The following is a 25,336-nucleotide window of genomic DNA, read 5'->3' on the forward strand; positions in this document are numbered from 1 at the left end:
CCCGATTATAGTATTATGCCTATAATCTCAAAAGCAGCGCGGAATGCAACAGATTATAATCGCGGCAACGACGCCAGTACTTCCGCGCTGAACGGCCGTCCCAGCCGCCGCGCCGCGTAAAGCGCCGAACCGATGCTGGGGGCATGGAGCGGTTTACGCAGGTCATACATCATCGAAAAGCTGTTGAGATGCTTGCGGAACGGCTCGAGGATCAGCGCGCCGCATTTGAAAACCCCGCCGGAATAGGACAGGGCCACCGGCTCATCGGGGGCGTAGTCGAGCTGGGTGCGAATGGCGTCGACGATGGCCGCCAGTTCGTAACCGGCCGAGTCGAAGATCTTCAGCGCCACGCGATCGCCGGCCTCGGCCGATTGCGATACCAGCTTCGACATGGCGGCGATCTTGTCGCGGGATGGCGCCTCGCGGCCAAAGACATCGCCGCAGATATCGAGGTCATTTCTCAGCTCGAACGCCTGCCGGAAAATCTCATAAAGCGGCCCCTTCGCCAGCCGGCCATCGGCCATGCGCGAAAAGGCGTTCAGGCCGGAAATGGCGATCCAGTAGGCTGAGCCTTCGTCGGAAAAGACCTCGCCCCAGCCCCCGCCGCGCGCCGATTTTCCCGCGCGTTCGCCATAGCCGATCGAGCCGGTGCCGGCCACGATATTGATGCCATCAGCGCCGGCAAGGGACCCGGCCCAGCCGCAGATCATGTCATTGCCGCAGAGGTAGCGATGATGGCCCAGTACCGCTTCCGGCACCACATCGAGCATCGGTTCGGCGGTGGAATCTTCGCCATGCGCCGGCAGGCCGAAGAAGGCGTAATCGATATCTTCCGGTTTTCCGGAAACCTGCGCCAGCACCGCCTGAACGCCTTCGGCCAGCAGGTCATGCAGGCCGTCAAAGCCGATCTGGATATAGTAGCACGAGCCACCCTGATAGGTGGCGCGCACACGTCCTGCGGCATCGACCAGCACGAATTCGGTTTTGGTGCCGCCGCCATCGACGCCGAGAAGATAGCCCATTATTCCGTTATCCCAGTTCGTGGATACGCACGCCCTGCACGACGCGATTGACCGTGCCCGAGGCGTTCGGCTTGTCGGGCGTCAGGTTGTGGCGCAGGGATTCGTAGAAGGCGAAAACCTGCGGACAGATGATATAGGGGAAAAGCAGGTCGGTGTCGTCGGCCGTTTCCAGCCCCCTGACGCGCACGGTATCCGCCGCCTCGACGCCGACGCCATCCTGCGCCGTGATGGCGATGACACGGGCGGCGTCATTGTCCTTACGCAGTTCGTCGAGCAGATCGCCGTCATAGCCGCGGGTATAGGCGTTGTTGGAGAAGAAGACGACGACCAGGGTCTTGCTGTTGACGATGGTCTTCGGGCCATGACGGAAACCAAGCGGAGAGTCGAACATGGTCACCAGCCCGCCATTGGTCAGTTCCAGCAGCTTCAGGCCGGATTCACGCGCCAGTCCCTGGAAGATGTGGCTGCCGAGATAGACGATGCGCTCATAGCCTTCGGACGCCGCCTGTTTCATGGCGGCGGTGTAGTCGGTGAGAACGCCTTGCGTGGCGGTGGCGATGGCCTCGATCCGGCCCTGCATGACGTCGATGCCGGAAAACGCCGCCAGCGCCGCATAGGTCATGCACGAGAAGCTGGAGGTCATGGCGAAGCTGCGGTCGTGTGTGGCTTCGGGCAGCAGAATGGTCAGGCCCTTGGCGCCCTGACCATAGGCCGCCAGCGCCCCTTCGGCGTTGCAGGTGATGACCAGGTGGTGCAGATCGCTGACGAAGCGATCGGCCAGTTGCGCGGCGACCACGCTTTCCGGGCTGTTGCCGGAGCGGCCGAAGGAGACCAGCAGCGTCGGGGTGTCGCTCTCGAAATAGAGCTGCGGGGCGCAGACCAGATCAGTGGTCGGGATGGCTTCGACGCGGACCTTCAGTTTCGCCGAAAGCGCCGGCGCCAGGCACGAACCGATAAAGGCCGAAGTGCCGGCGCCGGTCAGGATAACCCGCACTTTACGGTCGAGCAGCGGTTTTAGGAACGCCTCGATCTCGGCCTTTTGTGCAAACAGCAGGCCTTGCGTCTGGCGCAGCATTTCGGGCTGCTGTTCGATCTCACGCGCCGTCCACAGGCCACCCTGGCGTTGCAGGTCCGCCTCATCAATACCGAGTTGGCTTACAGAATCAGGCATCAATCAGCTCCGGTGATACAGTCTTTTGGGCTGGCGTACAGGCGGCCAGATAAGCATCGAGGGTCGCGCCGATATGGGCAATGACCAGGTTTTCAGGCGTCAGTTTCAGGCCGCCGTCACGGATGAGCGCATAGGCGTCGGGCAGGTACTGGCTGACCAGGGCCAGCGGCGGCGGCGATTGCGTCAGATTGCCGAACAGCCGACCTTGCGCCGCTTGAATCTGGCCATCGGGCCAGTAATAGCGGATACGATCGGAAAGACTATATTGCAGGTCGAACTGCAAGGCCGCGCCGGTGGCATGATAATATTTCGCCCAGTTCTTCGGCTCGGCGGTCATGCGATCGATCACCACTTCGCGGAAGCCGGATTGTTTATCCAGCGCGATCCACTCACCTTCGATGGCGTCGAGCGCCCACAGGGCCTCGCGCAGGGCAAAAGTCACACCGGGGCCGACCTTGAGGATGGCGAAGTGATCCTCGACCAGTTGCTTCAGCGCCTTTGGCGTCTGGTAGTCGGTCGAATGGGCCTCGAAAACGATGGTCGGCAGGTTGTCGATGGCGCGGCTCAGACGGACCGCCTTGGCGCGATCATAGTCGATGACCTTGTGGTGGTCGAACTCGACGCCTGGCTGTACGACCGTGGCGATGACACGCGGCCAGGCAGCGGAAAGTCCCAGTTCGGCAAAGATCACCTTGTGTGTTTCGATGGTGGTCCGTGCCGCTTCCGGCGTGGTCACTTCCAGTTCCGGCAGGTCTTCATGGGCGCCACCGGGCACCGGCACTTCGGTGCCAATGACATAGACCGGCGGTTCGCCGCCGACCCTGGCGTGGGTCGCTTCGGCGATGGCGATCAGGCGCGCGGCGCGACGGGCGATGGTGTCTTCCGGCAGGGGCACCGGATCATCGGCGCACGACATCGAGCAATCGGCGTGGATCTTGCGGAAGCCGGCGGCGACATATTGTTCGATCAGCACTTCGGCCTTTTGCATCGCCGCGTCGGCGCTGAGATCGGTCCACGGATTGGGGCCGAGGTGATCGCCACCCAGCAGGATGCGCTTGCGGTCAAGGCCCACCTTATCGGCGATGGCGTAAACGAAGGCAACGAAATCGGCCGGGGTCATGCCGGTATAGCCGCCATCCTGATTGACCTGGTTGCAGGTCGCTTCGATCAGGGTGACGTCGGATTTCCGCTTCAGCGCATGGGCAAAAGTCGCTTCCACGACCAGCGGATGCGCCGAGCAGACCGAGGTTATACCGACCGCCTGCCCGGCCTTGTGGCGGGCGACCAGATCGAGCATGGCCTTCATGACTTGTCCTTCGTTCAGAGTAAGTGTGTCAAGCGACTCTTACGACAACAGCCCCCACAACGCAACCAAAACAATGAAAACGAAACATATAAAATTGCGATTTATCGAAAATAGAAAGAAATAACGCAAAAAAGGCCGATCCTGCGGGAAAAGAACAGGACCGGCCGTCAGTTGAAACGAAATCAGGCCGCCAGCGCCAGCAAAGCCGAAGCGATCACCGCCAGCACGAGACCGATGATTTTCAGTTCGCCGGGAATGGCATTGGCGACCACCAGCGAGATCACCGCCGTCACCAGCGGCCCGCCGGCATTGGTCAGCGGCGCCACCACGATCGCCTTGCCATGACGGAAGGCATAGACAAGGCACAGGGCGCCGATGGCGTTCAGCACCTGGATGGCGGCGGCGAGATACGGCCCGTCCAGCCCCCAGTTAATCGGTTTGGAGAAGTCGGTCATCATCAGCGCCACCGGCACCAGCATCAGCCCGGTGATCATCATGTAAAAAAAGATGCTCTCGGCGCTCATCGAGTTGTTGGAGAGCTTCATGAAATAGGCCTGGACGCCCCAGCACGCCATGATGACCAGGGCGAGCGGAAACCACACCCCGCCATTCATGAAGGAGAAGCCCTTGTCCGGTGAGAAATCGAACATCGGCAGCGCCACCAGGGCCAGCACCACGCCAAGCAAGCCGAGCTTCGTCGTGCGCTCTTTCAGGAAGGCCGCCGACATCAGGATGGTGACCAGTGGCGACAGCGAAATCACCGGGAAGATCAGATAGGCCGGGCCGGTATTGACCGTATAGAACAGCACCATCTGGCCGCCGGCGCCGAGCAGGCCGATGATCAGGCCGTAAAGGATGGATTTCGGATCGTGGTCGAGCTTCCAGCCGGCCCTGGCCAGCACATAAAGCGCCGGCAGGATCATGGTCACGGCCCAGACACAGTAGGTCAGGGTCTCGGGGAACCCCTTCTGCGCCGAGATGCCGGTAAAGGCGCCCCAGATGCCCCACAGGACGACGACGGCGAGTGCGAAGATCAGCCAGCGCTTCGGTTGTTTGGTTTCGGCGGCGTCGTTCATTCAATCCTCACTTGAGAACCTCCCCTGATTTCAGGGGAGGGTGGCGCGAAGCGACGGGTGGGGTTAAACCCGACGCATCCACGCGCTAACTCGACAGAACTAACCCCCTCTGTCGCAAGAGCGACATCTCCCCCTGAAATCAGGGGGCGTTCAGACTGGTGTGGCTTCGATCAACAGGAAGCGCTCGAATGTCGCCGGAATACGGTTTTTGGCCGGCGTGATATCGCCCAGCGCGGTGTCGTTGAAATAGTCGCGCAGGCGATAACGCTTTTTGCTCAGGCCCCGCAGTTCGACCTCGCCATTCCAGGTATCGGCATAGAAGGCGTAATAGAGCTTGCCGTCCTTTTCGACCGCATGGGCCTCCGGCTTGTCGAAACCGATATCGTACAGTTCGCCGCGATACTGGCCGGTGGCAAGCTGCTTGTCGTTGTAAAGGCCGATCCACTTGCGCCACACCGCTTCGCGCTCCGGCGTGAGCTGGTAGTTTTCGCCCTTTTCATGCCCTGGACCGGGCCAGGCGAACTTGGTCGAAACAATGCCGCCAATCCCGACGGTCGAGGCGAAATCATTGCCACCGTCAGACAGTTCGACGTGATCGCCGGCATAGGCGGCATCGCGTCCCATCAGGCCTTTCAGCGACTTGCCCTTGAGCCGCACCTGCCACGAACTGAGCGGATCGGAGGCCGGCACATGGTTGGTATAGGGCAGGTTATGGAAGGCGTAGGAGGTGCCGCACGGACAGAATTCAACGACGGCTTCCGGATTGGCTTCACGCGCCGTATCGTAGATCAGCTTCCAGAAATCCTGCAACTGTTCGACCGACTCTTCCGGACGGGCGTGATTGTGCGCCGGATTATAACAGGGCGCGACGCCGTTCATATGCTGGCCGTCGAGCTTCAGCCCCTCAAAGCCCCACTCACCGATGATCTTTTTGATCAGCGCCTTGTGATAATCCTTCGTCGGCTGATAGGCCGGGCACAGATAAAAGGCGTTCCACCAGGTGACGTTTTGCACAGCGCCATCCTGATTGAGCAGCAGCATGTCGGTGTGATCGTGCAGCAGATCGGTGCCGGGATCGGTGGCCAGCGGCGCCAGCCACAGGCGCGGCCTCAGGCCTGCCTTCTTGATCGACTGCACGAAGGCGATCATGTCGGCGTCCTTGCGCGGGAACTTCCTGGTGTCGAGATGCCAGTCGCCTTCGGAGGTCTGCCAGCCATCATCGAGCACCGCCCATTTCAGCCCGACATCCCTGGCCTTGGCCAGCGTGCCCTCGATCTCCTCGACGGTGAAATTACGCTGATAGCCCCAGGCGCACCAGACGGGTTCGTAGGACGAGGCCGGTGGTTTCGGCGCCGCCAGGCCGCGATCGGCCATGACCCGGCGATAGGCATCAAGCGTGGCGTAATGATCGCGCTGATGGACGCTGATAAAGGTATCGAGCGTGGTCAGGCTGTCACCGGCCTTGAGCGTGATGGCGTGGTCATAACGGATGCCGACACCGGCGCCGGCCGCCGTGGCGATCAGCGGCAGGGAGATCAGTTTCGGTGTGTTTTCGATATGGCCGACGGCGAGGCCGGCATCGGGCCGCCAGACATCGACCACCGGCGTGCCGCTGCCGTAATCGGACGCATTCATGCCCATGAAATTGGGCTGATCGAAACCGGCCTTGACCGGCTGCACCCAGTCGCGGCGGTCGTCGTGCGACGAGCCGGAGAACGACCAAAAGGTCGCGCCCTTGAGCATGTGGCTGTGCGACGTCCAGGCGGCGATGGCCAGATCAGCGCTGCCGGTATTGCGATAGGTGACCTTGGTAATGGCGAAGCCGGGATAGCGGTCATAAAGCGCGATCGCCACGGTCTTTTCCAGCCCTTCGGGTGAGACGCCACGCACGCTGTAAAGCACACCCTTGCCGTGAATATCGTTGACGGGCTTCTGGCTCTTGTCGGCAAAGGTAAAGCGGTCGATGACCTTTCCATCGGCCAGCGTCACCGTTTCCGATGGCGCAAAATCGGTCAGCTCAATCGCCTTGCCGTTTTGCCGGGCGATGATGCGGCTGTTAAGGCCCAGATCGAAATCGATGGCGATAGCGGAATCGCCGGCCTTGGCGACGGAAGCGTTCTGCGCACGGCCAGTCGTGGCCATCAGGCCGGAGACGATCACCGTACTTGACAACAGCTTGAGTACGCCGCGCCGGCTGGTCATGTTGTGCGTCCTCATTGTCGCCCTCCTGCTGTTTCGCATGGTTCATTTTTAATCTTGCATAAGTCAAATTAAAAAGGCAAACAAAAAGACATGAAAACGCAACATTAAATTTCGTTTTCTTTCTTTTCAAAATTTGGGAGCCGGAACATGACCCATCGCCGCCTGTTTTTGAGCCTGATCGCCAGCGTTTCGCTGATCGCTATGGGAGCCTGCGCCGCCGATCCGGGCTATACGGTGGCTGATTTCGCCAAGGTGAAGAAGTTCGACTCGCACGTACACGTCAATGTCACCGATCCGGCTTTTGTCGATCAGGCCAAGGCCGATGGTTTCGAGCTTCTCAGCATAAACGTCGATTACCCGGAATTTCCAGCCCTGGCCGACCAGGCCGCCGTTGCGCATCACTTCCATGACGCCGATCCGTCGCATTTTCACTACGCCACCGCCTTCACCATGAAGGGCTTTACCGCGCCCGGCTGGGCGGAAAGGACCAATGCCTGGCTCGATTCCGAATTCAAACAGGGCGCCGTGGCGGTCAAGATCTGGAAAAATGTTGGCCTGATTGAGCGCGACACCGACGGCAAGCTGATCTTCATCGATGATCCGCGCTTCGATCCGGTGGTCGCGCATATCATCGCCGCCGGCAAGGTCATCATCAATCACCAGGGCGAGCCGAAAAACTGCTGGCTGCCGATGGACGAGATGAGCACCGACAACGACCGGGAATATTTCAGCCACCATCCGGAATATTACATGTACCTGCATCCGGAGATGCCCAGTTACGAGGCGCTGATGGCGACACGTGACCGCTTCGTGGCAAACCACCCGGACCTGAAATTTGTCGGCGCCCATTTCGCCAGTCTGGAATGGAGCGTCGATGAAGCCGCGAAATTCCTCGACGCCTACCCCAACGCCAATATCGAACTGGCGGCGCGCATCACGCAGGTTCAATCTCAATCCGTTAAGGACTACGACAAGGTGCGCAACTTCTTCATCACCTACCAGGACCGTATCATGTACGGCACCGACCTGACGCTTAATCCAGGTGACGATCCGGCCGAATTCAAGGCCGAGGCGCACACATACTGGCTATCGGACTGGACCTATCTGGCGACGGGCGAAACACGCCATGTCGACGATATCCACGCCGATGCAAAAGGCCTTGCCTTGCCGAAGGAAGTGATCGATAAAATATATTATAATAATGCCAAACGCGAATATCTGAACTGACAGGAAACGCCATGACCCGACTGCCCCTTGCGCTCGCCCTCGCGGCGGTTTTGTTGACGGGCGGTTCGGCCTTGGCCGATCCCTTAGCCCCCGCCGGAAAATGGACCGCCAATACGCGTGGCCAAGCCCTGACGCCGCCGATGGGCTGGAACTCATGGAACGCTTTCCATACCGAGGTCGATGAGGAAAAGGTGCTCGGCGCCGCCCAGGCCCTGGTTGACAGCGGCCTAGCCAAACTCGGCTACACCTATGTCAATATCGATGACGGCTGGTGGCTGAAGCGCCGCACCTCCGACGGCCGCATGCAAATCCGCACGCAGATATTCCCGTCGGCAAAGGTAAAGGGCGACAGCAGCTTCAAGCCGTTCACCGACCGCATCCACGCCCTGGGTCTGAAGGCCGGCATCTACAGCGATATGGGCCGCAACGCCTGCTCGCAACGTTTCGACCCACATTCACCCAACCTGCCGGAAGGCATGACCGCCGAGCGCGAAGTGGGGCTTTACGGCCATGTCGATCAGGATATCGATCTCTATTTCCGCCAGTGGGGTTTCGACTACATCAAGGTCGACGCCTGCGGCCTGAACTATTACGGCCCTGAAGAGCCGGTAATAAAAGCGGAAGGTTATCGCCCCTTCCCGCCGATCATCGACCAGACCGCCATCAACCGCACCGATATTCCGCAGGTCCGCGCCCTGTACCAGAGCGTCGCCGACGCCCTGGTGAAAAGCAATCCGGACAATGATTACGTCTTTTCATTGTGCAATTGGGGCGCGGCCGATGTGCGCCAGTGGGGCCATGATGTCGGCAATATATGGCGCACCAGTCAGGACATCACCCCCGAGTGGACCCGGATGCTGCACACCTTCGACAGCGCCGCCACCCGCGCCCTCTATGCCCATCCCGGCGCCTGGAATGATCCGGACATGCTGTTCGTCGGCCATGGCGATTTCGATGAAAACCACCTGACTGAGGCGCGCTCGCATTTCAGCCTGTGGGCCATTATCAACGCCCCCCTGATCATCGGTTATGACCTGCGCAAGGCGCCGAAATCCCTGCTGGATATCTGGGGCAATGCCGATATCGTCCGGCTCAATCAGGACACCGGCGGCCATCAGGCCGTGCTCGAATATATGTCCGATGATGTCGAGATTTTTGTCAAAACCCTGAGCAATGGCGACAAGGCCGTGGCCATTTTCAACCGCGGCCTGGCGCCGGCGGAAGTGGCGCTGACAGCCGATCATCTCAAGATGACCGGCACGATTTCCCTCACCGATCTGTGGTCTAAGGCCACGCAGAATTTTAACGGCGAAACCAGCTTCAAGGTTGCGCCGCGTGAGACGCTTGTCTTTGAAGCCAAGGGTGCGCGGCAACTGGCGGATGGCATGTACCTGTCGGAAATTCCCGGTAATATTCATGTCGCCGAGGATGGCGTGATCGTGCCCGAACCCGATCCGATTGTCCACCGCATGTTAAGCCCGTGGGGCAGCAGCCACGGCGGCGGATCGCGGGCGGCCTATACCGGTTGGGGCGGCGCGCAGGCCGATTCCACGCCCTATGACCAGAATTTGCAGATTGATGGCCATCCGTTTGTGTCCGGCATCGGCATTCTGGCCGGCTCACGCGTGGAGGTGAAGAATGACGGCTTCACGCGCTTCGAGGCGCAAGCCGGCGTCGATGACACGACACAGGACCTGAAGGATACGGTGGTGTTTCAGGTCTATGGCGACGGCAAATTATTGACGGAAGCCAGGAGCCTGTACGGCGAGCCGGCGAAACTCCTGACCGCCGACATTACCGGCGTGAAGGTGGTGGAACTGGTCGCCCGCGCTGACGGCCGCAAAAGCGATCTGCCGCTGATCGTCACCTGGGGCAATGCCGCGCTGAGGAAGTAAATTTATCCTCCCCTGCGAAGCGGGGGAGGTGACACGGCTTATCCGTGACGGAGAGGCGCCCCTCCGTCTCGACGCGCTACGCTTGCTTGACACCTTCCCATTTAAGAAATGGGGAGGAGAAGATCACGCCAGATGCAGTTTGAAGCCGAGCTTTTCCGATGCCTCGCGGATGAAATCCGGCGCGTCGGCGTCGGTGATCAGGGCGTCGATCTCGCTGATATCGATGATCCGGTGCAGGCAGACCTTGCCGAATTTCGATGAATCGGTGATGGCGATGACCTGCCGCGCCGTCTCGACCATCTTGCGGTTCAGTTGCGCTTCCGGTTCATGGTGCGTGGTGATGCCGCGTTCGACATCGAAGCCATCGACACCCAGGAACAACTTATCGAGCAGCAGTTCATCGAGCGCCGCCACGGTCTGCGCGCCATAAAACGCCATATTCTTGCGGCGCAGTTCGCCACCCAGCATGACGATCTTTATCTTGCGTTTCTGCGCCAGGGCCGACAGCACCTCGAAATCGTTGGTGACGACGGTGAGGTCCTCTTCATCCGGCAGAAAACGGGCGATTTGCAGCGCTGTCGTGCCCGAATCGAGCATGATCGAATCACCGGGCCGGACCATCGAAGCCGCCAGCCGGCCAATGCGTTCTTTTTCTTCGGTATGGCTGGTGCGCTTGGCCTCGATCGGCGGTTCGGCATTTACCGTCACCACTTCGGAGGAAATGGCGCCGCCATAGGCGCGCGTGGCGATGCCATGTTCCTCAAGGTAGTGCAGGTCCTTGCGGATGGTCTGCATCGACACGCCGAACTGCTCGGACAGGGCCACGACCTGCACACTGCCGCGCGACTTGAGCATGGCGGTGATCTCGCGGCGGCGCTCTGAGGTATCGCGCGTCAGTTTTACCGAGCCTTCGGCCATTTTGTTTCGATCCCAGAATACACAGTTTCGTTTCGATATGCCGCTTATCCCCCAAATACAGGGGAAGTTCAACCTCGACCGCCCGCTCCAGGCGCGTAAAACGGGATGACACGATCAAATCTGTGTCAAATTTGCTTCTTTTTTGTTGCGATTGACATGGAAAACGAAAGATAACGTAGACACGGAAACAAAAGCGTACATAAATCGCAACATAAGGGAACGAGCGCCGCCGACGTGCGCCGTAAATAAGGAGACTATCAGATGCCGACCGTACACATAAAACGCAAATGGCTTGCTTCAACCGCCGCACTGATAGCCCTGGCCGCCGCCTCTCAGGTCAGCGCGCAGGAGGGCGGCGCAACCGGCACTGCCCCCGTCGCGGCCGAATCGACCGAAGTCGTCGTCGTCGGGATACGCGGCAGCGTCGCCCGCGCCGTCAAGCTGAAGCGCGACGCGACCACCGTGCAGGATTCCATCAGCGCCCTCGAACTGGGCATGTTCCCCGACGATAACGTTGCCGACTCGCTCAGCCATATCACCGGCGTGTCGATTTCGCGCACGGCCGGCGGTGAAGGGCAAAAGGTCAGTGTCCGTGGCCTGGGGCCGGAATATACGCTCTCCACCTTTAACGGCCGCATCCTGGCCACCGATGGCGAAGGCCGCGACTTCGCTTATGATGTGCTGCCGTCCGACGTCATCAGCGGCGCCGACGTCATCAAGGGCGCGGAAGCTTCATTGACGGAAGGCGCGATTGGCGGCCTGATCAATCTGCGTTCGGCCAGCCCGTTCGACAAACGCGGCCAGCACGGCATCCTCCGTCTGGAGGGTGACCGCAACCAGATGTCGGAACTCGACGGGAAGAAGCTGTCGGGCGTCTACAGCAATACCTTCGCCGATGACAAGATTGGCGTCTTGTTCGGCCTCGTCCTCGAAGAGCGGGATGATCGCACCGATCAGGCCGGCAATGACGGCGGCTGGACGCGCAATCCGGTGCCTGATACCGACTGGTACGGCAATGCCTGGGGCGGCAATATCGATCCGAACGGCAATGGTGAACTCGATCCGGACGAATACGGCCTGATCGCGCCGGGTCAGTTCCGCGTCGGCTCCATTCTGGAACAGAAGAAGCGCAGCGCCTTCACGGCGAAGGTCGAATGGCGGCCGAACGACAATTTCCGCCTGGTGGTGGATGGCCTGACAACGAAACTCGATTCCCCGCAGGTCGGCTACCAGCAATCCTTCTATCCACTCTTTGCCCCTGATCGCTGGTCCAACATGGTCATCAAGGACGGGATCGTCACCAGCTTCGACATGGATAATCCCGATCCGGAGATGCGGCTCAATCCGGAACTGCTCAACCAGACCTCCTATCGTGTCGTCGAGACGGACCTGTTCGGCGCCAACGCGACGTGGAATGTCAGCGATACGCTCACCCTGACTGGAGACCTCTATCGCTCGACCTCATCGCGCCATTCGGGCGGTCAGGACAGCTATGTCGTGCTGCGCATGAACCAACCCAATACGGCCCACATCGAGCTGACCGGCGCCTACGTGCCGAACGTCATCGTCAATTTCGACGATGGCCGCGATCTGGCCAGCGGCCTGGCCAACGGTGACTTCACCGACGCCGATTTCAACACCCACTATTTCTCGCTCGAAGGCGACAATATCGATGATGAGATCAATGGCGCCTCGTTCGCCGGCAAATGGGTCGCCGACAAGTCATGGTTCGAAAGCCTGCAATTCGGCGTCACCTATACCGACCGCCGGAAATCGCGCGACCTGATCAACAACTCCCTCACCGGCGGCGCCGACTATTACTCCGGCGACTACGCGATCAATGTCAGCGATCTCGGCGGCAATGTGATTTCGCATAGCTTTGCGCTGCCCAATTTCATGAGCGAAGTCGCCGGCAATTTCCCGCGCACCTTCCTGTCCTTCGACGTGCCCGCCTATGAGCAGGCGCTGGCCGCCTATGACGGCCACCTGCGGCCCGGTGGCGAGCCTTACACCTACGCCGATGCCGCGCCGGTGTGGAACCCGCTGCAAAGCTACCGCGTCGGTGAAAAGACCTGGGCCGGCTTCGTGCAGGCCAATCTTTCCGGCGAGCGCTGGAGCGGCAATGTGGGCCTGCGGGTCGTACAGACGCAAACCACCGCCCAGGCGTGGGATGCTAAAATCCTTGATATCATCGAGAACGGCGCCTTCAACTATACGGCTGTCTATGCCGATCCGACCTCGATAACGCAGGACAGCGAATACACCTATCTGCTGCCCTCGGCCAATCTCAACTACCGCATCACCGAAACCCTGCGCCTGCGCCTCGGCGCGGCGCGCACGATGGCGCGGCCGTCGGTCGAAATGCTGGCGCCGACCAATACCACCGAAAGCGTCTCGTGGGGTGAGTTCACGCAGATCTACGGCGGCAATGCCGACCTGCGGCCCTATTCGGCCGATCAGTTCGACGCCTCGCTGGAATGGTATTTCAGCAAGAACTCGATCTTCAATTTCGCGGTATTCCACAAGCATATCGAAGACCAGATCACCAGTAGCTGGGAACCGGGCCAGGATATCGGCGTGGCCGGCCATCTGTTTAATGTCAGCCGCCCGATCAATGGTGACTACGCCAAGGTCAGTGGCCTTGAAGTCGGCCTCCAGCATTTCCTCGAAAATGGTTTTGGCGTACGCGCGCAATATACCCGCAACTGGTCCACGAGCTTTGTCGGCGACGAGGAGCGTCCGCTCGAAGGCATTGCGCCGTCGGTCTATTCCCTGGGCCTGTTCTATGATCACGGCCCCCTCTCGCTCAGCCTGAGCGGTGACCATACCGACGGCTTCGTGACGGCGACCAATGTGCTGGGCGCCGGCTATAACGAGCAATCCGATCCGATCACCTGGGTGACGGCCCACGCCTCGTACAAGATCAACGAGCACCTCGATATTACCCTGGAAGGCCAGAACCTACTCGACGAGGCCAACACCTACAGCATCAACGGCAATCCTTTGCTCCCGCAGGGCTATTACCGCTATGGCGCCTCATACAAGCTCGGCATGAGCTACAGATTCTAGGCCGGTATTCGCGCCTAGATGTAAAAGACAGCAGCCCGCCCGGCACCACCGGGCGGGCTTTTTGTGTTGCAAAACACCCCGTTCCCCGGCATGGCTCCCGCATCAATAAAAGGAGCTTTCACATGACCATCACCAGACTCGAACCCGGCAAGCGCATGAGCCAGGCCGTCGTCCATAACGGCATCGCCTATCTGGCCGGCCAGGTCGGCGAACCCGGCACCTCGCTGACCGAGCAAACCACCACCGTTCTGGCGCAGATCGACGCCCTGCTGGCCGCCGCCGGCACCGATAAGTCACGCATCCTCACCGCCACCATCTGGCTGGCCGACATGGCGGATTTCGCCGCCATGAACGCGGTCTGGGATGTCTGGGTCGATCCGGCCAATCCGCCGGCCCGCGCCACCGGCGAGGTCAAGCTGGCCGCCCCGGAATACCGGATCGAAATCATCGTGACGGCGGCCTTGGCCTGATCGTGCAAAGCGCGGTTTCGGCCGCGCGATCATATTACGTTTTCAGGCTGGATTTTGCGATAGCGTGATGGCGACATTGTAGAGAAAATCGCCATTCTCGTGCATCCGCTTGTCGGCCAGGCGCAACGCCTCGGCGATGCGTTCCGGCGGCGCGGGATGGCGCTCATCCTTCAGCCAGCGCTCGATCGAACTTTCCGATACACCGGTCGCTTCGGAAATCTGGCGGGCCAGCGAACCGCGCGGATCAGTGCGCCACGCCAGGTCGGCGATGCGGGCGAATTCGAGCGGCGTCAACAGAGACTTGCGTGTGGTGCGGGCGGGTTGGGTCGGGTCGGTCATGTCAAAAATCTCTTGCGGCAGGCTTACTATGTTCTGAGTATATCAGAAATATTGGCCGATGGTTTCACCATGCACCACTTTCGGCGCTTCGGCAAAGAAAGGTCCGGCCAGGGCGCGCCATTTCTGAAAGTTTTCACTGGCGCGGAAGGTGACCATGTGGTGATCGAGCGTCTCCCACAGGACACGCAGGGTATAGACGCCCGGTGTCTCGATGATCTTTTCCAGCGACATGCCATAGCAGCCCTCGGCGCTCTGGAAATGCGGCGCGGCGGCGGCCACAGCGGCTTCGAAATCGGCGGCCTGTGCAGGGTCTATGGTCAGGGTGGCGATTTCGGTGATCATGTGGGTTCCTTGGCATATTTGCGCGATCCGGCCTCTATGTCATGGCGCGATCCATATCTCAAGCGACCTTATCACCGCCTTACATACCCGGCGGATGATCGCCAGCGTCCTCTTATCCGCCAGCGCTTACACTGGAGGCTAATTGAGGAGAAACGCATGTCTGATTTTGACTTCAAAACCGCTGCCGATGTGGCGCGCGCCGCCGGACCAAGCGATCCTTTTCCGCCCGAAGGCACCGACGAAAAAATCATCTCCTCGGTCAAAACCGGCGAGGACGCCATCAGCGAAGATGACAGCCTGAGAGCGACGAAAGCGGCGCTTGCCAGCGCATCCGGCGGCGGCAAAGGCGTCGCCCCGATGGAAATCGTCACCACCTTCGTTTCCGCTTTCCTGACCGGTTTTTTCCGCACCACGCCGCACCAGACGCAACTGCGCCATGATAAAAAACTGCGCGACAATCTCGATGAAGACCAGATCGATTCCATGATCGATGACAGCTTTCCGGCCAGCGATCCGCCAAGCAGCTACTGATTTTCATACGCGAAACGGCCCCTGAAACAGGGGCCGTTTTTCATTATTGGCGCAATAAAAAACCAGAGAGGTGAATGGGTTGACATGTGTCAAACGCTTCGTCTCTCTGGCTTTTTTATTGTCATTGAGTCATCCTCTCTGACAGCCTCAGTATCGCAAATCCACCATAAGGAAAAAAGCAGAAACACGTCCGGTTTCATCAAGAATCCATCAAAGCGCTCAAGGCCGGCCAATCGTGACTTCCGGCCCGGCGCTCTGGATGATGTGCTGCGGCCCGATCAATTTCCCCATCACCTTGATAGCCGGATCGTGGAATTCCGCGCCCTTGTCGCTGGCGCACAGGTCTTCCAGCACCCACGGCCGGATATTCAACTCGAACAGGTCGAGCACGCTTTTCAGCACGCAGGCCTCGGTGGCGATGCCGGCGATAAAGACCTCGCGCACACCCCAGGTTTTCAGTCGCACCAGCAGAGGCTCGGTGACGCAGCTATAGAGCGGACGACTGATAATTACCGCCTCTTCACGCGGCTGAAGCGCCAGTTCGGTTTCCGGGCTTTTCGGCGCCATCTGATCATAGCCGAGAATTTTGCGGAAGGGCGAGGGTTCGGGATTATAAAACTTGGTGAAAACGACATGATCGAATTCGTATTGCAGGTTTTCCAGCGGCGTTATCACATGCTGCGAATGCGGCGTGACGAAGCCTTCCTGGGCGTCGACAATGATCAGCACCTGCGGCGATTCTTCCGACATTTTCCCTCCTGAGCCGACCCTATACTGCCCGCTTATAAGGATTCGATGCCAGAGTGGATCAGTATTTTTAGTCTACTGTGATATTTTTGCGGATTTTTCGCCCATTTGGGGCGCATTTTTCAGCCGTTTCGCGTTGACCAGGTTGAGCAAGGCGGCTGCAGCGCGCGCGTCAGCCAGAGCGCGGTGGTGATTTATCAGCTCAATATTGAATTCGCGGCACAGGTTCGCCAGCCCGTAGGAAGTATAGCCCGGATAATATTTGCGCATGGACGCAACCGTGCATAGGCGGGGATGACGGAAGCGCCGCTCAAGCCGGCGGAATTCGCTGGAGATAAAGCCATGATCGAAACCGGCATTGTGCGCCACGAAAATGGCACCTTCCATAAAAGCTGCGAACGCATCGGCGATCTCGGCAAATTTCGGCGCATCGCGCACCATATCATTGCTGATGCCGGTCAGTTGCGTGATGAAGTGCGGGATGCGTTTTTCAGGATTGATCAGGGACGACCATTCGCCGATGATTTCGCCATGCTGGATCTTGACCGCGCCGATTTCGGTCACCCGGTCATTGGGTGGCCGTCCGCCGGTGGTTTCGACGTCGACCACGACATAAATCTGATCAGGGTCGGTGCGATAGGTCACGCGGCAGATATCGGCCTCAAAGCCCAGGCTGCGCAGCAGGTTCAGCCGCGCCAGTTGATGACGCCGAACCTGATCGCCTTCACCCTTGATCTCGACAAAGCGCACCTGACCCGCGCGCATCAGCACCAGATCGGGGAAACCGTCGCGCAGGGCATAGAAGTCCTCCGCCATTTTTTGCAACAGATCGGCCACGGCATCCGTCGGTGCGGCGGTCAGAAACGCTGCGACCAGCGCCTCCAGACCGTCAAACCAGTAAAACAGACCATTGGGTTCGTCCTGTCTTTGCCGGATGGTTTCGCGCACCATTTCCAGCCCCGCGCCTGCACGAACAGCGGCGAGCTTGTCACCGATTTCTGCGGCAAAACGGCTATGGAAAGTCTTGTCCTTCAGGCTTTGCGGGCGGTGATCGAACGCGGATGCGAAGCCGGCGGCGGGGCCGAACAGTTCTTCCCAGAACACCAGTCCGAACAGCACGGGCCACAGACCATTTTCTGTATGATACGCAGTCCAGCCCTGTCGCGCATAGGCCTGCATGGCGGCAAATTCGGCGTCGCCGCGATAGAGTTCATCAACCTCGATCGTCTCCGCCGAACGCAGCAGATTGGTGAAAACACCGATGCGCTGCTGGCCGAATTTACGGGCGTAAAAATCGCTGGCGAAGATATATTCCTCATCGTGCGCCGGGCTTAGTAGCATGACCTCCAGCCGCGCCCTGACCTCTTCGGCCGCGCCCAGATTATAGAGCAGGCGCACGCTGCGTTCATGGCTTTCAAAGGCGCCGGATCGGGCGTAGATGGCCAGGGCAGCTGCGTTATCCTTATGCCGTTCATACATCTGGCCGATCTGGTGCAGCAAGGTATCACGCAAGGTGATCGCCGGTTCGGCCTGCGGCAGCGGCCACGCATCAACCGTTTCAGCCAGCGCGCGGAAATCCGTCCCGCCCTTCAAGGCGCGCAGATGCCGCGTATAGAAATAGCCCGCCCGCGCCTCTTCCAGCGACTCGAACCGTGCCTGATAGCTGTCGCGCGCCTTCACCGACACCACGCCGAGATCGCGCAGGGCGAAGCTGGTCATGTTGTCGCTGAGCTTGCCGAAATAGAGATAGAGCAGGAAACCGAGCGTTTCCTTGTGCTCAGGGACGAAATGATCCGACCGCAGGAAACCGGCGGAAAAACGATCATAAGGCAGGTGTTCGTGCAGGAAGGCGACGAGCCGGGGCTTAGCCCAGCCGGTCTTGATTTCAAGCTGATGCCCCTTCGCCAGGTCGATCAGATCCGGCTTTGGCCGATCATCGAGACAGGCGCGATAATCACGGACTTCGATCTCGCGGATAAAGCCCTGCGCGCGTAGCTGATCAAGCCCGCCCCACAGGTCGCCGATCTCCTGATAGGCGAGATCGCGCGGTGAAAAGACGGCCTTCTTGCGGTTGCTCATGCGGATATAGAGGCATTGCGCCCATTCATCGAGCGCCTCGAAGCGTGTGATGAAGGCCCGCTCCTCCGCGTCCAGCATCGCCCCGTAAACCGACCTAATGAAGCCGATCATCTCAATGAAATGATCCCGATAATAGAGCGGCGGCAGGGTGATAAATTGACGGGGCATGACAATGTTCTATATATGTTCGCGCGAACACATACAAGTCCGCGCCAGTCCTGCGACGATTGTATTCGATTACAATTCATGCTTATCTGCCATGATCGCGGCGCAGACCGTGCTTTTTACAGGCTGGAGTACCCATGACTCATTTTATTCCTTCGCGCCGCCATATGTTCATTGGCGCCGGTGCGCTGACCCTGACCGCCCTGGCCGGCTGCAAGCCCGCCCCGGCGACGGCCCCCGAAACCAAGGCCAAGACTGTGCTGGACTCCTGGCCGCTCGGCGTCCAGCTTTATACGGTCAATGCCGAACTGGCGAAGGACATCCCCGGCACATTAAAAGCGATCAAGGCCGCAGGTTATGACGTGGTTGAAACCGCCGGCACCCAGGGCAAGACCGCGGCGGAATACAAGGCGATGATCGAAGCGGCGGGCCTGAAAATCCGCAGCGCCCACACCAATATGCCAAAGCTGATCGAAAACGCCGACAGGGAAATTGCCGAAGCCCTGGCGCTTGGCGCCGAATGGCTGGTCGCCGCCTCGCCACAGACGCCCGGCCCCCTGCCCGCCGGGCTTGACTGGATATCCGCCATGACACAGGCCATGACAGCGGACGCGTGGAAAATGAACGCCGAATATATGGCGGCCATTGCGCCGGCCGTGAAAAAGGCCGGTCTGAAATTCGCCTATCACAATCACGCGATGGAATTCAAAGACCTGGGTGGCGGACAGACGGGCTACGATATACTGATGGCCGCCGCGCCGGCCGAACAGCTTCGCGCCGAGCTGGATCTCGGTTGGGTGGCAGTCGGTGGCGCCGATGTCGTGGCCGCCATGAAGAAATATGCCGACCGCCTCGACCTGCTCCACGTCAAGGACATGATCAAGGACGCCGCCATTCCCGGCGGTTTCCGCTCGACGGAAATCGGCAAGGGCATGATCGACTGGAAGCCGGTCTTTGCCGCGGCACAGGAACTGGGCGTGAAGAACTATTTCATCGAGCAGGAACCGCCCTATCTCAAGCCGGTGATGGAATCCCTGGCCGAAAGCCGCGCCTATATAGCGGCTCTCTAGCGCCGATAAGTCAGGTTCAGCGTGATCTTGCGGCTCGTGTCGAAATTGACCGTGCCGTCATTGCTGCGCTGAATCTGGATCGCCGTATCGAAGGCGTTATCGACGCGCAGCCCCAAGGACACCTGCGGCGTAAACGGGTAGTCGAGCGCCAGATTGAGCTTGCTGTAGGCTTTCAGCGGCAGGGCGTTGAGGTCATCCTCGAAGCTCCGCCCCTCGAACAGCCAGTCGGCGCGCCAGCCCAATTTCGCTATCTGGCCTTCGGCACCGACCGAGGCGCTGTATTCCGGCGCCTGGGCCGGCCGCTTGCCATTGACCATGGCGTCCGCCTTGCCGACGTGGGCATGGGTGGCCGTGAGGGCGGCATTCAGCGCCAGCCTGTCGCTGGCCTGATACTGTGCCTGCGCCTCCAGTCCATAGGCGCGGATTTCCCCGACATTCCGCCGCTGACGATAGGCCCCGCCGGCCGGGATAAAGCCCGCCACAGGAAATGTGCCCGGCCCGATACCAAGGGTGACATTGGTGATCGGATCGCTGACGATATTCGAGAAAATATCGGCGTCGAGATGCAGGCGCTGGCCGGTCCGCCGCCAGCCGATTTCCCCACCGGTCAGGGTTTCCGGTTTCAGGTCGGCATTGGCCTCGGTGACATCATTGCCAACGCGGAACGGCCGGTAGAGTTCGTTCAGGCTGGGCGGGCGGAAGCCGCTGTAGATAGCCGCGCGCAGGGCATTTTGCGGCGAGACCTGATACGCCAGGCCCAGACGGCCGGACCCCACGGTCTGCTGTTTCGATGGGAGGTCGAGATCGAGCACGGGTAAACCGGTGGTCAGGTCGCGCTCGAAACGATGCGCGCCCGAGGTCTTCCAGTCATCGACGCGCATAGCTCCGGTCAGGGTCCAGCGGTCGATGGCGTGTGTGCCTTGCATATAGATTCCGGCCAATGTGTTTTCACCACCGGCAACACGATAACGCGTCGCCGCGCCGGACATATAGCGGTAATATTCGCGCGACTCGCCTTCGCCGGTACGGGCATCAATGCCGACTTCCCATTCGGAACGGGAGGTCTGGCGGCGGATGGCGGCATTAAAACCGTCGCCTGTCGCCGGCGTCTTCACCTGATCATTGGCCAGTGAGGTGCCGCTGCGGCCCGGCAGGACCGACATCGAGCGATTGGCGAGGTCTGAGTCCTTGTGCCAGATTTGCAGGCGATAACCGAGCGCTTCATCGGTCGGCTGGCGCGTCCAGGCCAGGCTGATCTGATCCCCTTTAGATCGCGCCGTCGCGCCTTTCAGGCCGGTTTCGCGGATACTGTCATAGCCACCGGCCAGCAGGGAAAGCTCGCCCGCGGCCACTGTCCACTGACCATTGATCAGTAAACTGCGGTCGCGGCCATGGGTGGCCACATCGGCAGCGCCACGTTGGCTGCCGCGCACCGGCACATCGCCTTCCAGAGTCTGGTCGGTCAGGTGCACACCGATATGATTGCCCATGGCGAAACCGGCCTGAAGCCCGCCGCCGCCATGATCGTCAACACTGGCGGCGACATAGGGCCGCAGGGCTGCCGGCGGCGTCAGGGACAGATCGACCACGCCAGTCAATGCCCCGGCTCCGTAGGCCCCACCACCCGCTCCGCGCACCACATGGGCACTGGCCAGGCCTTGCGACGGGATGCCGGCCCAGATCACCCAGCCGCCAAACGGATCATTCTGCGGGATGCCGTCGAGCGTCACCAGCGCCCGACCGGCCCCCGAAGGCGCGATGGCGCGCAGGCTCATGCCCTGCACGGTCGGATTGGCGGTCAGGCTGGACGAGCGGCGGAACAAGGCCGCCTGCGCCGATTGTTTCAGGGTCTGGTCGAGCGACGCGCCGCGTTTCAGGTCTTCGCCGGTCAGGTCGACGCGGCTGAATACCGCGTCTCCGCTATAGGCAGGAAAACGCTGGCCATAGATGATGATTTCGATGGGAGCTTCGGCCGGCGTTTCCGCATAAGCGGATACCGCCATTAGCGCCAGCAGGCTTACCCCTAAAAACCGAATGGCCACTATTCCTCTCCCGCAAAAGCACGGGTTACCCTTTGCGGGAATAAAATAAGAAATCCAGCTAAATCTGGTTAGATGCGCTGCAACACCGGCGCCTTGCCGATCAGGGTACTGAAGGCATTGGCCGGCATGGCCTTGCCGAACAGATAGCCCTGCATGGTATGGACGCCCGCCGCTTTCAGATGGCTATGCTGGCTGGCGGTCTCAATCCCCTCCGCCGTCACCTGCATCCCAAAGGCGCGGCCAATGCCGGTGACCGCCTGGATGATCGCCAGAGCCTCCAGGGCGGCGCGCGGTTCGCCATCGAGCGCCATGACAAATTCGCGGTCGATCTTGATCTTGTCGAACGGGAACCGGTGCAGGGCGGTCAGCGACGAATAGCCGACGCCAAAATCATCGAGCGCCAGCTTGATGCCCATGCCGCGCAGGTCATTGAAGAGTTGCCGCACGCGATCGGGATCACCGAGGAAGGCCGTCTCGGTCACTTCCAGGATCAGGCGCTTCGGATCAAAACCCGTCTCATCGAGCAGCGCCCGCACACCGGCCACGAAGCCCGGCTTGTCGAGTTCGATCGCCGACACATTGATCGCCACCGGAATCTCCCAGTTGGCGGCAGTTTCCAGCGCCCGGCGGCGCGCGAAGGTGCCCAGTCGCGTGATCAGGCCGGAGCGCTCTGCCACGGGGATAAACACCGCCGGACCAATGGGCGCGCGATCACCGCGACGCCAGCGCATCAGAGCCTCGGCGCTGACCACCTCCGTGCCGGTGCGGTCATAGATCGGCTGGTATTCCATTTCGAAGGCGCCCTCCTCGATATCGGCCTCGATCTCGCGGATCAGGACGGATTCCGGATCGTCTTTCGGGGCGACGACCGGCGCGGCTTTTTTCTTTTTGGGTTTCACCGCGGCAGGCGCTGGCTCATCGCCGATCATCTGCGCCAGACCGGCGAGGGTGCGTTCCACCCAGGTCGCGGCCATGGCGATCTCGTCGGCGGCGACAGCGCGGTGCTCGACGCGGATAGCGCGTTCGATGCCGCCGGCGACTCCGGCCACGGTTTTCGCGCCGATATTCAGGCTCATCGATTTCAGCGCGTGGGCGGCGCGCGCCAGGCGGTCTTCGTCGCCCTCGGCATGGGCGGCTTGCAGGGTAGTGACGGCTTCCGGCGCATGGCTGCGATAGAGACCAACCACCCGGCGGACAAAATCGCCCCGGCCATTATTCAGGCCCTCGATCAGCGAACCGATCACCGCCTGATCGAACAAATCGCCGTCGGCTTCGGGCAGAACCACAGGCGGCGCGTCCTCGATTTCAGCGACCCGCGGCAGGGCGGCGGTGCGCAGGTTTTCCGGCAGATGCGCACTCAGAATGGTGGCTAAATCACGCAGCGTGAAGGGCTTGTGCAGCACATCGTCCATGCCGGCGTCTTTCCAGGCGTGGGCGGCGTGGCCGACGACATGGGCGGTCAGGGCGACGATCGGCAGATGGTTTTTATCTTCACTGGCCACCTCCTGCATCCGCCACTGACGTGTCGCCTCGAAGCCATCCATGACCGGCATGGAACCATCCATCAGCACCAGGTCGAAGGCTTGCGCCTGCATCTTTTCCAGCGCATCGGCGCCATCAATCGCCACGACGGCGGCGATGCCGAAACGCGCCAGGGCCTCAATGGCCACTTCGCGATTGACCTCGCCATCATCGACCACCAGCACCCGCGCCTGCGGCCAGGCCGCGTCAACGCCTTCGGGATCAGCATCGGTATCATAGAGCACGAAATCACCGCCATCACGCAGGCGCTCGATCAGCATGTCGATATCACGGTGGCGCAGCGGCCGCGCCAGCACGGCGGCGGCGCGGCCATCGCGCACCCACTGTTCGGCGTCGGCGTCTTCCGGGTAGGCCAGCAGGACCAGCATTTCTGGCTTCACACCCGCATCGAGATGATCGCGGTTAACCGCATCGGCCAGCACAAGCCGCGGCTTGTCCGGTCCGAAGCGGACATTGGCCTCTTTAAGGCGTTCGGCAAGGACTTCGCCTTCCACCTCACCACGGATAAAATAATGGACGACCGGCCGCACCAGATCATGGATCACCGGCGGCGCGCACATATTTACGTTTTTTTGGGGTGAATAATCCAGCGCCGGCATCCGCATATGGAACTGCGTGCCTTTGCCTTGCTCGCTGGTGACGGCGATGGCGCCGTTCATGGCCTCGACCAGCCGTTTGGAGATGCTCAGGCCCAGACCCGTGCCACCGAAACGCCGTGTCGTCGTCTGGTCTTCCTGCGTAAAGGCCGAGAAGATTGCGCCCAGCTTGTTACGCGCGATGCCGATGCCGGTATCCCTGACGACCAGACGCCAGAAACCGGGCTTCTTGTCCGGTTCGATACTGACCAGCACATGGCCTTTTTCGGTGAATTTCAACGCGTTCGAAACCAGGTTGGAGACCACCTGCCCCAGCCGCACCGGATCGGCCGGCACCAGGCGCGGCGCGTCCGGATGGGCGCTGGCGACCAGCTCAATGCCCTTTTCGCGGGCCTTGGCCTGAAACAGGGCCAGGGTGTCATCGACGCAATCGAGGATATCGACCTCGCAGATCTCGATGTCCAGCTTGCCGGCTTCGATCTTGGAGAAGTCGAGAATATCGTTGATCACCGCCAGCAGCGAACGGCCGGATCTGGCGATGGTGCGGGCGTGGCGTTTGGCGCGCGCCGGCAGGCTTTCGGCCGCCAGCAGTTCGGCCATAACCATCACCCCATTCATCGGCGTGCGGATTTCATGGCTCATGGTGGCGAGGAAATCCGACTTGGCGGCGTTGGCGGACTGGGCCTCATTGCGCGCCTTGAGATAATCGGCCGTGCGATCCTCGACCTCCTGCTCCAGCCCGATCAGGTGCGCTTCCAGCTTCTGTTCGCGCAGGGAAATGGCGTCAATCATGGCGTTGAAACCGGTCACCAATGCGCCTACTTCATCATGGCTTCTGGTCTCAACCCGGCGCGTAAAATCGCCCTGCCGTGTGATCGCCTCGATGGAACTCGTCAGATCGGTCAGGGGCCTGATCATCGCCCTTTGCAGGCCGCGCGCCACAAACAGGGCCAGCCCCAGGGCGACCGCCGCCAGGCCGAAAATCCCCGCCAGCGCCTGCAACAGCGTGCGGGCGAAATCCCCGGACTTGTGCACCACCACCACCTGGCCGATCTGGTGGCCATTGTTCATGACCGGCGCATGGACCTGAATGGTGCGGGTGGAAACCAGCGCCATGACATCGGGGTTGCGGCTTTCGGCATCGAGCGTGACGTCGCTTTTCAGGCGTGCCCCGGCGCCCATTTCGGCCAGGGCTGAGCCATCATGCGCCTCGACACGGGCATAGGTGACGCCGGGGGTGCGGGTGACGGCGCGCAGGGCGGTATAGGCGCGGGCGCGGTCATTGCTGGCCACGGCGTCCTCGGCGCTGGAGGCCAGCACATCGGCGGCGGTCTTCATCACCGACCAGCGGCTCTCCGCCTGACGGGTGGTTTCGCGCACCACGAACAAACCGGCGACCGGCAGGGTTGAAAACAGCACAGACCCAATAACGAGCCAGGTCAATCGCCCGGATATCGAGTGTCTGGCCTGTATTCTATGCCCTATATTCGTCATCTGCCCCGTAACCCGACACTTATACACAAAACA

At 60.6% G+C, this 25,336-nt stretch carries 18 protein-coding genes; 6 read left to right on the forward strand and 12 right to left on the reverse strand.

What is annotated here, in order from left to right:
* Window positions 1-53 precede the first annotated feature (53 nt).
* The 5 genes from VL130_RS01895 to VL130_RS01915 all read right to left on the reverse strand — a co-directional run bounded on the left by VL130_RS01895 (window position 54) and on the right by VL130_RS01915 (window position 6,792).
* The gene (locus VL130_RS01895) at window positions 54-1,022 is read right to left on the reverse strand and encodes an N-acetylglucosamine kinase (protein WP_325360530.1); all 969 of its coding nucleotides are present in this window, start codon (window positions 1,020-1,022) and stop codon (window positions 54-56) included.
* A gap of 7 nt (window positions 1,023-1,029) precedes the next feature.
* Window positions 1,030-2,193, reverse strand: coding sequence for an SIS domain-containing protein (locus VL130_RS01900; RefSeq protein ID WP_325360532.1), 1,164 nt, complete (start codon window positions 2,191-2,193; stop codon window positions 1,030-1,032).
* Entirely contained in the window at window positions 2,186-3,499 is a 1,314-nt protein-coding gene (locus VL130_RS01905; RefSeq protein ID WP_325360534.1) for a D-tagatose-bisphosphate aldolase, class II, non-catalytic subunit, read from the reverse strand. Before VL130_RS01905 ends, VL130_RS01900 begins: the two co-directional genes overlap by 8 nt.
* A 182-nt stretch (window positions 3,500-3,681) precedes the next feature.
* Complete coding sequence (locus VL130_RS01910) at window positions 3,682-4,575, reverse strand: EamA family transporter (RefSeq protein WP_325360536.1); 894 nt, start codon at window positions 4,573-4,575, stop codon at window positions 3,682-3,684.
* Window positions 4,576-4,725: 150 nt separating this feature from the next.
* Complete coding sequence (locus VL130_RS01915; protein ID WP_325360538.1) at window positions 4,726-6,792, reverse strand: glycoside hydrolase family 36 protein; 2,067 nt, start codon at window positions 6,790-6,792, stop codon at window positions 4,726-4,728.
* Between the two features lie 132 nt (window positions 6,793-6,924).
* Here VL130_RS01915 and VL130_RS01920 point away from each other — a divergent pair, with 132 nt between their 5' ends.
* Both VL130_RS01920 and VL130_RS01925 read left to right on the forward strand, forming a co-directional pair.
* A complete protein-coding gene (locus tag VL130_RS01920) occupies window positions 6,925-8,004 on the forward strand; it encodes an amidohydrolase family protein (RefSeq protein ID WP_325360541.1) in 1,080 nt (359 codons plus the stop codon).
* An 11-nt stretch (window positions 8,005-8,015) separates the two neighbouring features.
* The gene (locus VL130_RS01925; protein ID WP_325360543.1) at window positions 8,016-9,899 is read left to right on the forward strand and encodes an NPCBM/NEW2 domain-containing protein; all 1,884 of its coding nucleotides are present in this window, start codon (window positions 8,016-8,018) and stop codon (window positions 9,897-9,899) included.
* 123 nt (window positions 9,900-10,022) lie between these two features.
* Here the strand turns inward: VL130_RS01925 and agaR are convergent, their stop codons facing one another.
* Entirely contained in the window at window positions 10,023-10,817 is a 795-nt protein-coding gene (gene agaR / locus VL130_RS01930; RefSeq protein WP_325360545.1) for a transcriptional repressor AgaR, read from the reverse strand.
* A gap of 261 nt (window positions 10,818-11,078) precedes the next feature.
* Here agaR and VL130_RS01935 point away from each other — a divergent pair, with 261 nt between their 5' ends.
* Together VL130_RS01935 and VL130_RS01940 are read left to right on the forward strand one after the other, a co-directional pair.
* Window positions 11,079-13,886 carry a TonB-dependent receptor gene (locus VL130_RS01935; protein WP_325360548.1) on the forward strand — a complete coding sequence of 936 codons (2,808 nt, stop codon included), beginning with the start codon at window positions 11,079-11,081 and terminating at the stop codon, window positions 13,884-13,886.
* A gap of 122 nt (window positions 13,887-14,008) precedes the next feature.
* On the forward strand, window positions 14,009-14,356 hold the full coding sequence (locus VL130_RS01940; protein WP_325360550.1) for a RidA family protein: 348 nt from the start codon (window positions 14,009-14,011) through the stop codon (window positions 14,354-14,356).
* Between the two features lie 42 nt (window positions 14,357-14,398).
* Here VL130_RS01940 and VL130_RS01945 read toward each other — a convergent pair whose 3' ends face one another.
* Together VL130_RS01945 and VL130_RS01950 are read right to left on the reverse strand one after the other, a co-directional pair.
* Window positions 14,399-14,695, reverse strand: a complete 297-nt coding sequence (locus tag VL130_RS01945; RefSeq protein WP_325360552.1) for a hypothetical protein — start codon at window positions 14,693-14,695, stop codon at window positions 14,399-14,401.
* Window positions 14,696-14,737: 42 nt separating this feature from the next.
* On the reverse strand, window positions 14,738-15,037 hold the full coding sequence (locus tag VL130_RS01950; RefSeq protein ID WP_325360554.1) for an antibiotic biosynthesis monooxygenase family protein: 300 nt from the start codon (window positions 15,035-15,037) through the stop codon (window positions 14,738-14,740).
* A gap of 156 nt (window positions 15,038-15,193) precedes the next feature.
* On the opposite strand from VL130_RS01950, the gene VL130_RS01955 reads away from it, so the two are divergent.
* Entirely contained in the window at window positions 15,194-15,568 is a 375-nt protein-coding gene (locus VL130_RS01955) for a hypothetical protein (RefSeq protein WP_325360557.1), read from the forward strand.
* Between the two features lie 219 nt (window positions 15,569-15,787).
* Here VL130_RS01955 and VL130_RS01960 read toward each other — a convergent pair whose 3' ends face one another.
* Both VL130_RS01960 and VL130_RS01965 read right to left on the reverse strand, forming a co-directional pair.
* The gene (locus tag VL130_RS01960) at window positions 15,788-16,318 is read right to left on the reverse strand and encodes an isochorismatase family cysteine hydrolase (RefSeq protein WP_325360559.1); all 531 of its coding nucleotides are present in this window, start codon (window positions 16,316-16,318) and stop codon (window positions 15,788-15,790) included.
* A 72-nt stretch (window positions 16,319-16,390) separates the two neighbouring features.
* Complete coding sequence (locus VL130_RS01965) at window positions 16,391-18,562, reverse strand: exonuclease domain-containing protein (RefSeq protein ID WP_325360562.1); 2,172 nt, start codon at window positions 18,560-18,562, stop codon at window positions 16,391-16,393.
* 134 nt (window positions 18,563-18,696) lie between these two features.
* Here VL130_RS01965 and VL130_RS01970 point away from each other — a divergent pair, with 134 nt between their 5' ends.
* Window positions 18,697-19,629 (forward strand): sugar phosphate isomerase/epimerase, encoded by a 933-nt coding sequence (locus VL130_RS01970; RefSeq protein ID WP_325360564.1) that lies wholly within the window; start codon window positions 18,697-18,699, stop codon window positions 19,627-19,629.
* Here the strand turns inward: VL130_RS01970 and VL130_RS01975 are convergent.
* Window positions 19,626-21,671, reverse strand: coding sequence for a TonB-dependent receptor (locus VL130_RS01975; RefSeq protein WP_325360566.1), 2,046 nt, complete (start codon window positions 21,669-21,671; stop codon window positions 19,626-19,628). The genes VL130_RS01970 and VL130_RS01975 overlap by 4 nt on opposite strands.
* 68 nt (window positions 21,672-21,739) lie before the next feature.
* Window positions 21,740-25,252: an EAL domain-containing protein gene (locus VL130_RS01980; RefSeq protein WP_325360568.1), complete on the reverse strand. Its 3,513-nt coding sequence runs from the start codon at window positions 25,250-25,252 to the stop codon at window positions 21,740-21,742.
* Between the last annotated feature and the right edge of the window lie 84 nt (window positions 25,253-25,336).

The sequence above is a fragment of the Asticcacaulis sp. genome (genome assembly GCF_035497195.1).
In the GTDB taxonomy this organism is placed as follows: Bacteria; Pseudomonadota; Alphaproteobacteria; order Caulobacterales; family Caulobacteraceae; genus Asticcacaulis.

Bases quoted from the DNA above. Each gene is read 5' to 3' on its own strand.
- VL130_RS01945 (WP_325360552.1), bottom strand. From the start codon at position 14,695: ATGACCGACCCGACCCAACCCGCCCGCACCACACGCAAGTCTCTGTTG.
- VL130_RS01935 (WP_325360548.1), top strand. From the start codon at position 11,079: ATGCCGACCGTACACATAAAACGCAAATGGCTTGCTTCAACCGCCGCA.
- VL130_RS01950 (WP_325360554.1), bottom strand. From the start codon at position 15,037: ATGATCACCGAAATCGCCACCCTGACCATAGACCCTGCACAGGCCGCC.
- VL130_RS01895 (WP_325360530.1), bottom strand. From the start codon at position 1,022: ATGGGCTATCTTCTCGGCGTCGATGGCGGCGGCACCAAAACCGAATTC.
- VL130_RS01915 (WP_325360538.1), bottom strand. From the start codon at position 6,792: ATGAGGACGCACAACATGACCAGCCGGCGCGGCGTACTCAAGCTGTTG.
- VL130_RS01910 (WP_325360536.1), bottom strand. From the start codon at position 4,575: ATGAACGACGCCGCCGAAACCAAACAACCGAAGCGCTGGCTGATCTTC.
- VL130_RS01900 (WP_325360532.1), bottom strand. From the start codon at position 2,193: ATGCCTGATTCTGTAAGCCAACTCGGTATTGATGAGGCGGACCTGCAA.
- VL130_RS01955 (WP_325360557.1), top strand. From the start codon at position 15,194: ATGTCTGATTTTGACTTCAAAACCGCTGCCGATGTGGCGCGCGCCGCC.
- VL130_RS01920 (WP_325360541.1), top strand. From the start codon at position 6,925: ATGACCCATCGCCGCCTGTTTTTGAGCCTGATCGCCAGCGTTTCGCTG.
- VL130_RS01905 (WP_325360534.1), bottom strand. From the start codon at position 3,499: ATGAAGGCCATGCTCGATCTGGTCGCCCGCCACAAGGCCGGGCAGGCG.
- VL130_RS01960 (WP_325360559.1), bottom strand. From the start codon at position 16,318: ATGTCGGAAGAATCGCCGCAGGTGCTGATCATTGTCGACGCCCAGGAA.
- VL130_RS01965 (WP_325360562.1), bottom strand. From the start codon at position 18,562: ATGCCCCGTCAATTTATCACCCTGCCGCCGCTCTATTATCGGGATCAT.
- agaR (WP_325360545.1), bottom strand. From the start codon at position 10,817: ATGGCCGAAGGCTCGGTAAAACTGACGCGCGATACCTCAGAGCGCCGC.
- VL130_RS01970 (WP_325360564.1), top strand. From the start codon at position 18,697: ATGACTCATTTTATTCCTTCGCGCCGCCATATGTTCATTGGCGCCGGT.
- VL130_RS01925 (WP_325360543.1), top strand. From the start codon at position 8,016: ATGACCCGACTGCCCCTTGCGCTCGCCCTCGCGGCGGTTTTGTTGACG.
- VL130_RS01940 (WP_325360550.1), top strand. From the start codon at position 14,009: ATGACCATCACCAGACTCGAACCCGGCAAGCGCATGAGCCAGGCCGTC.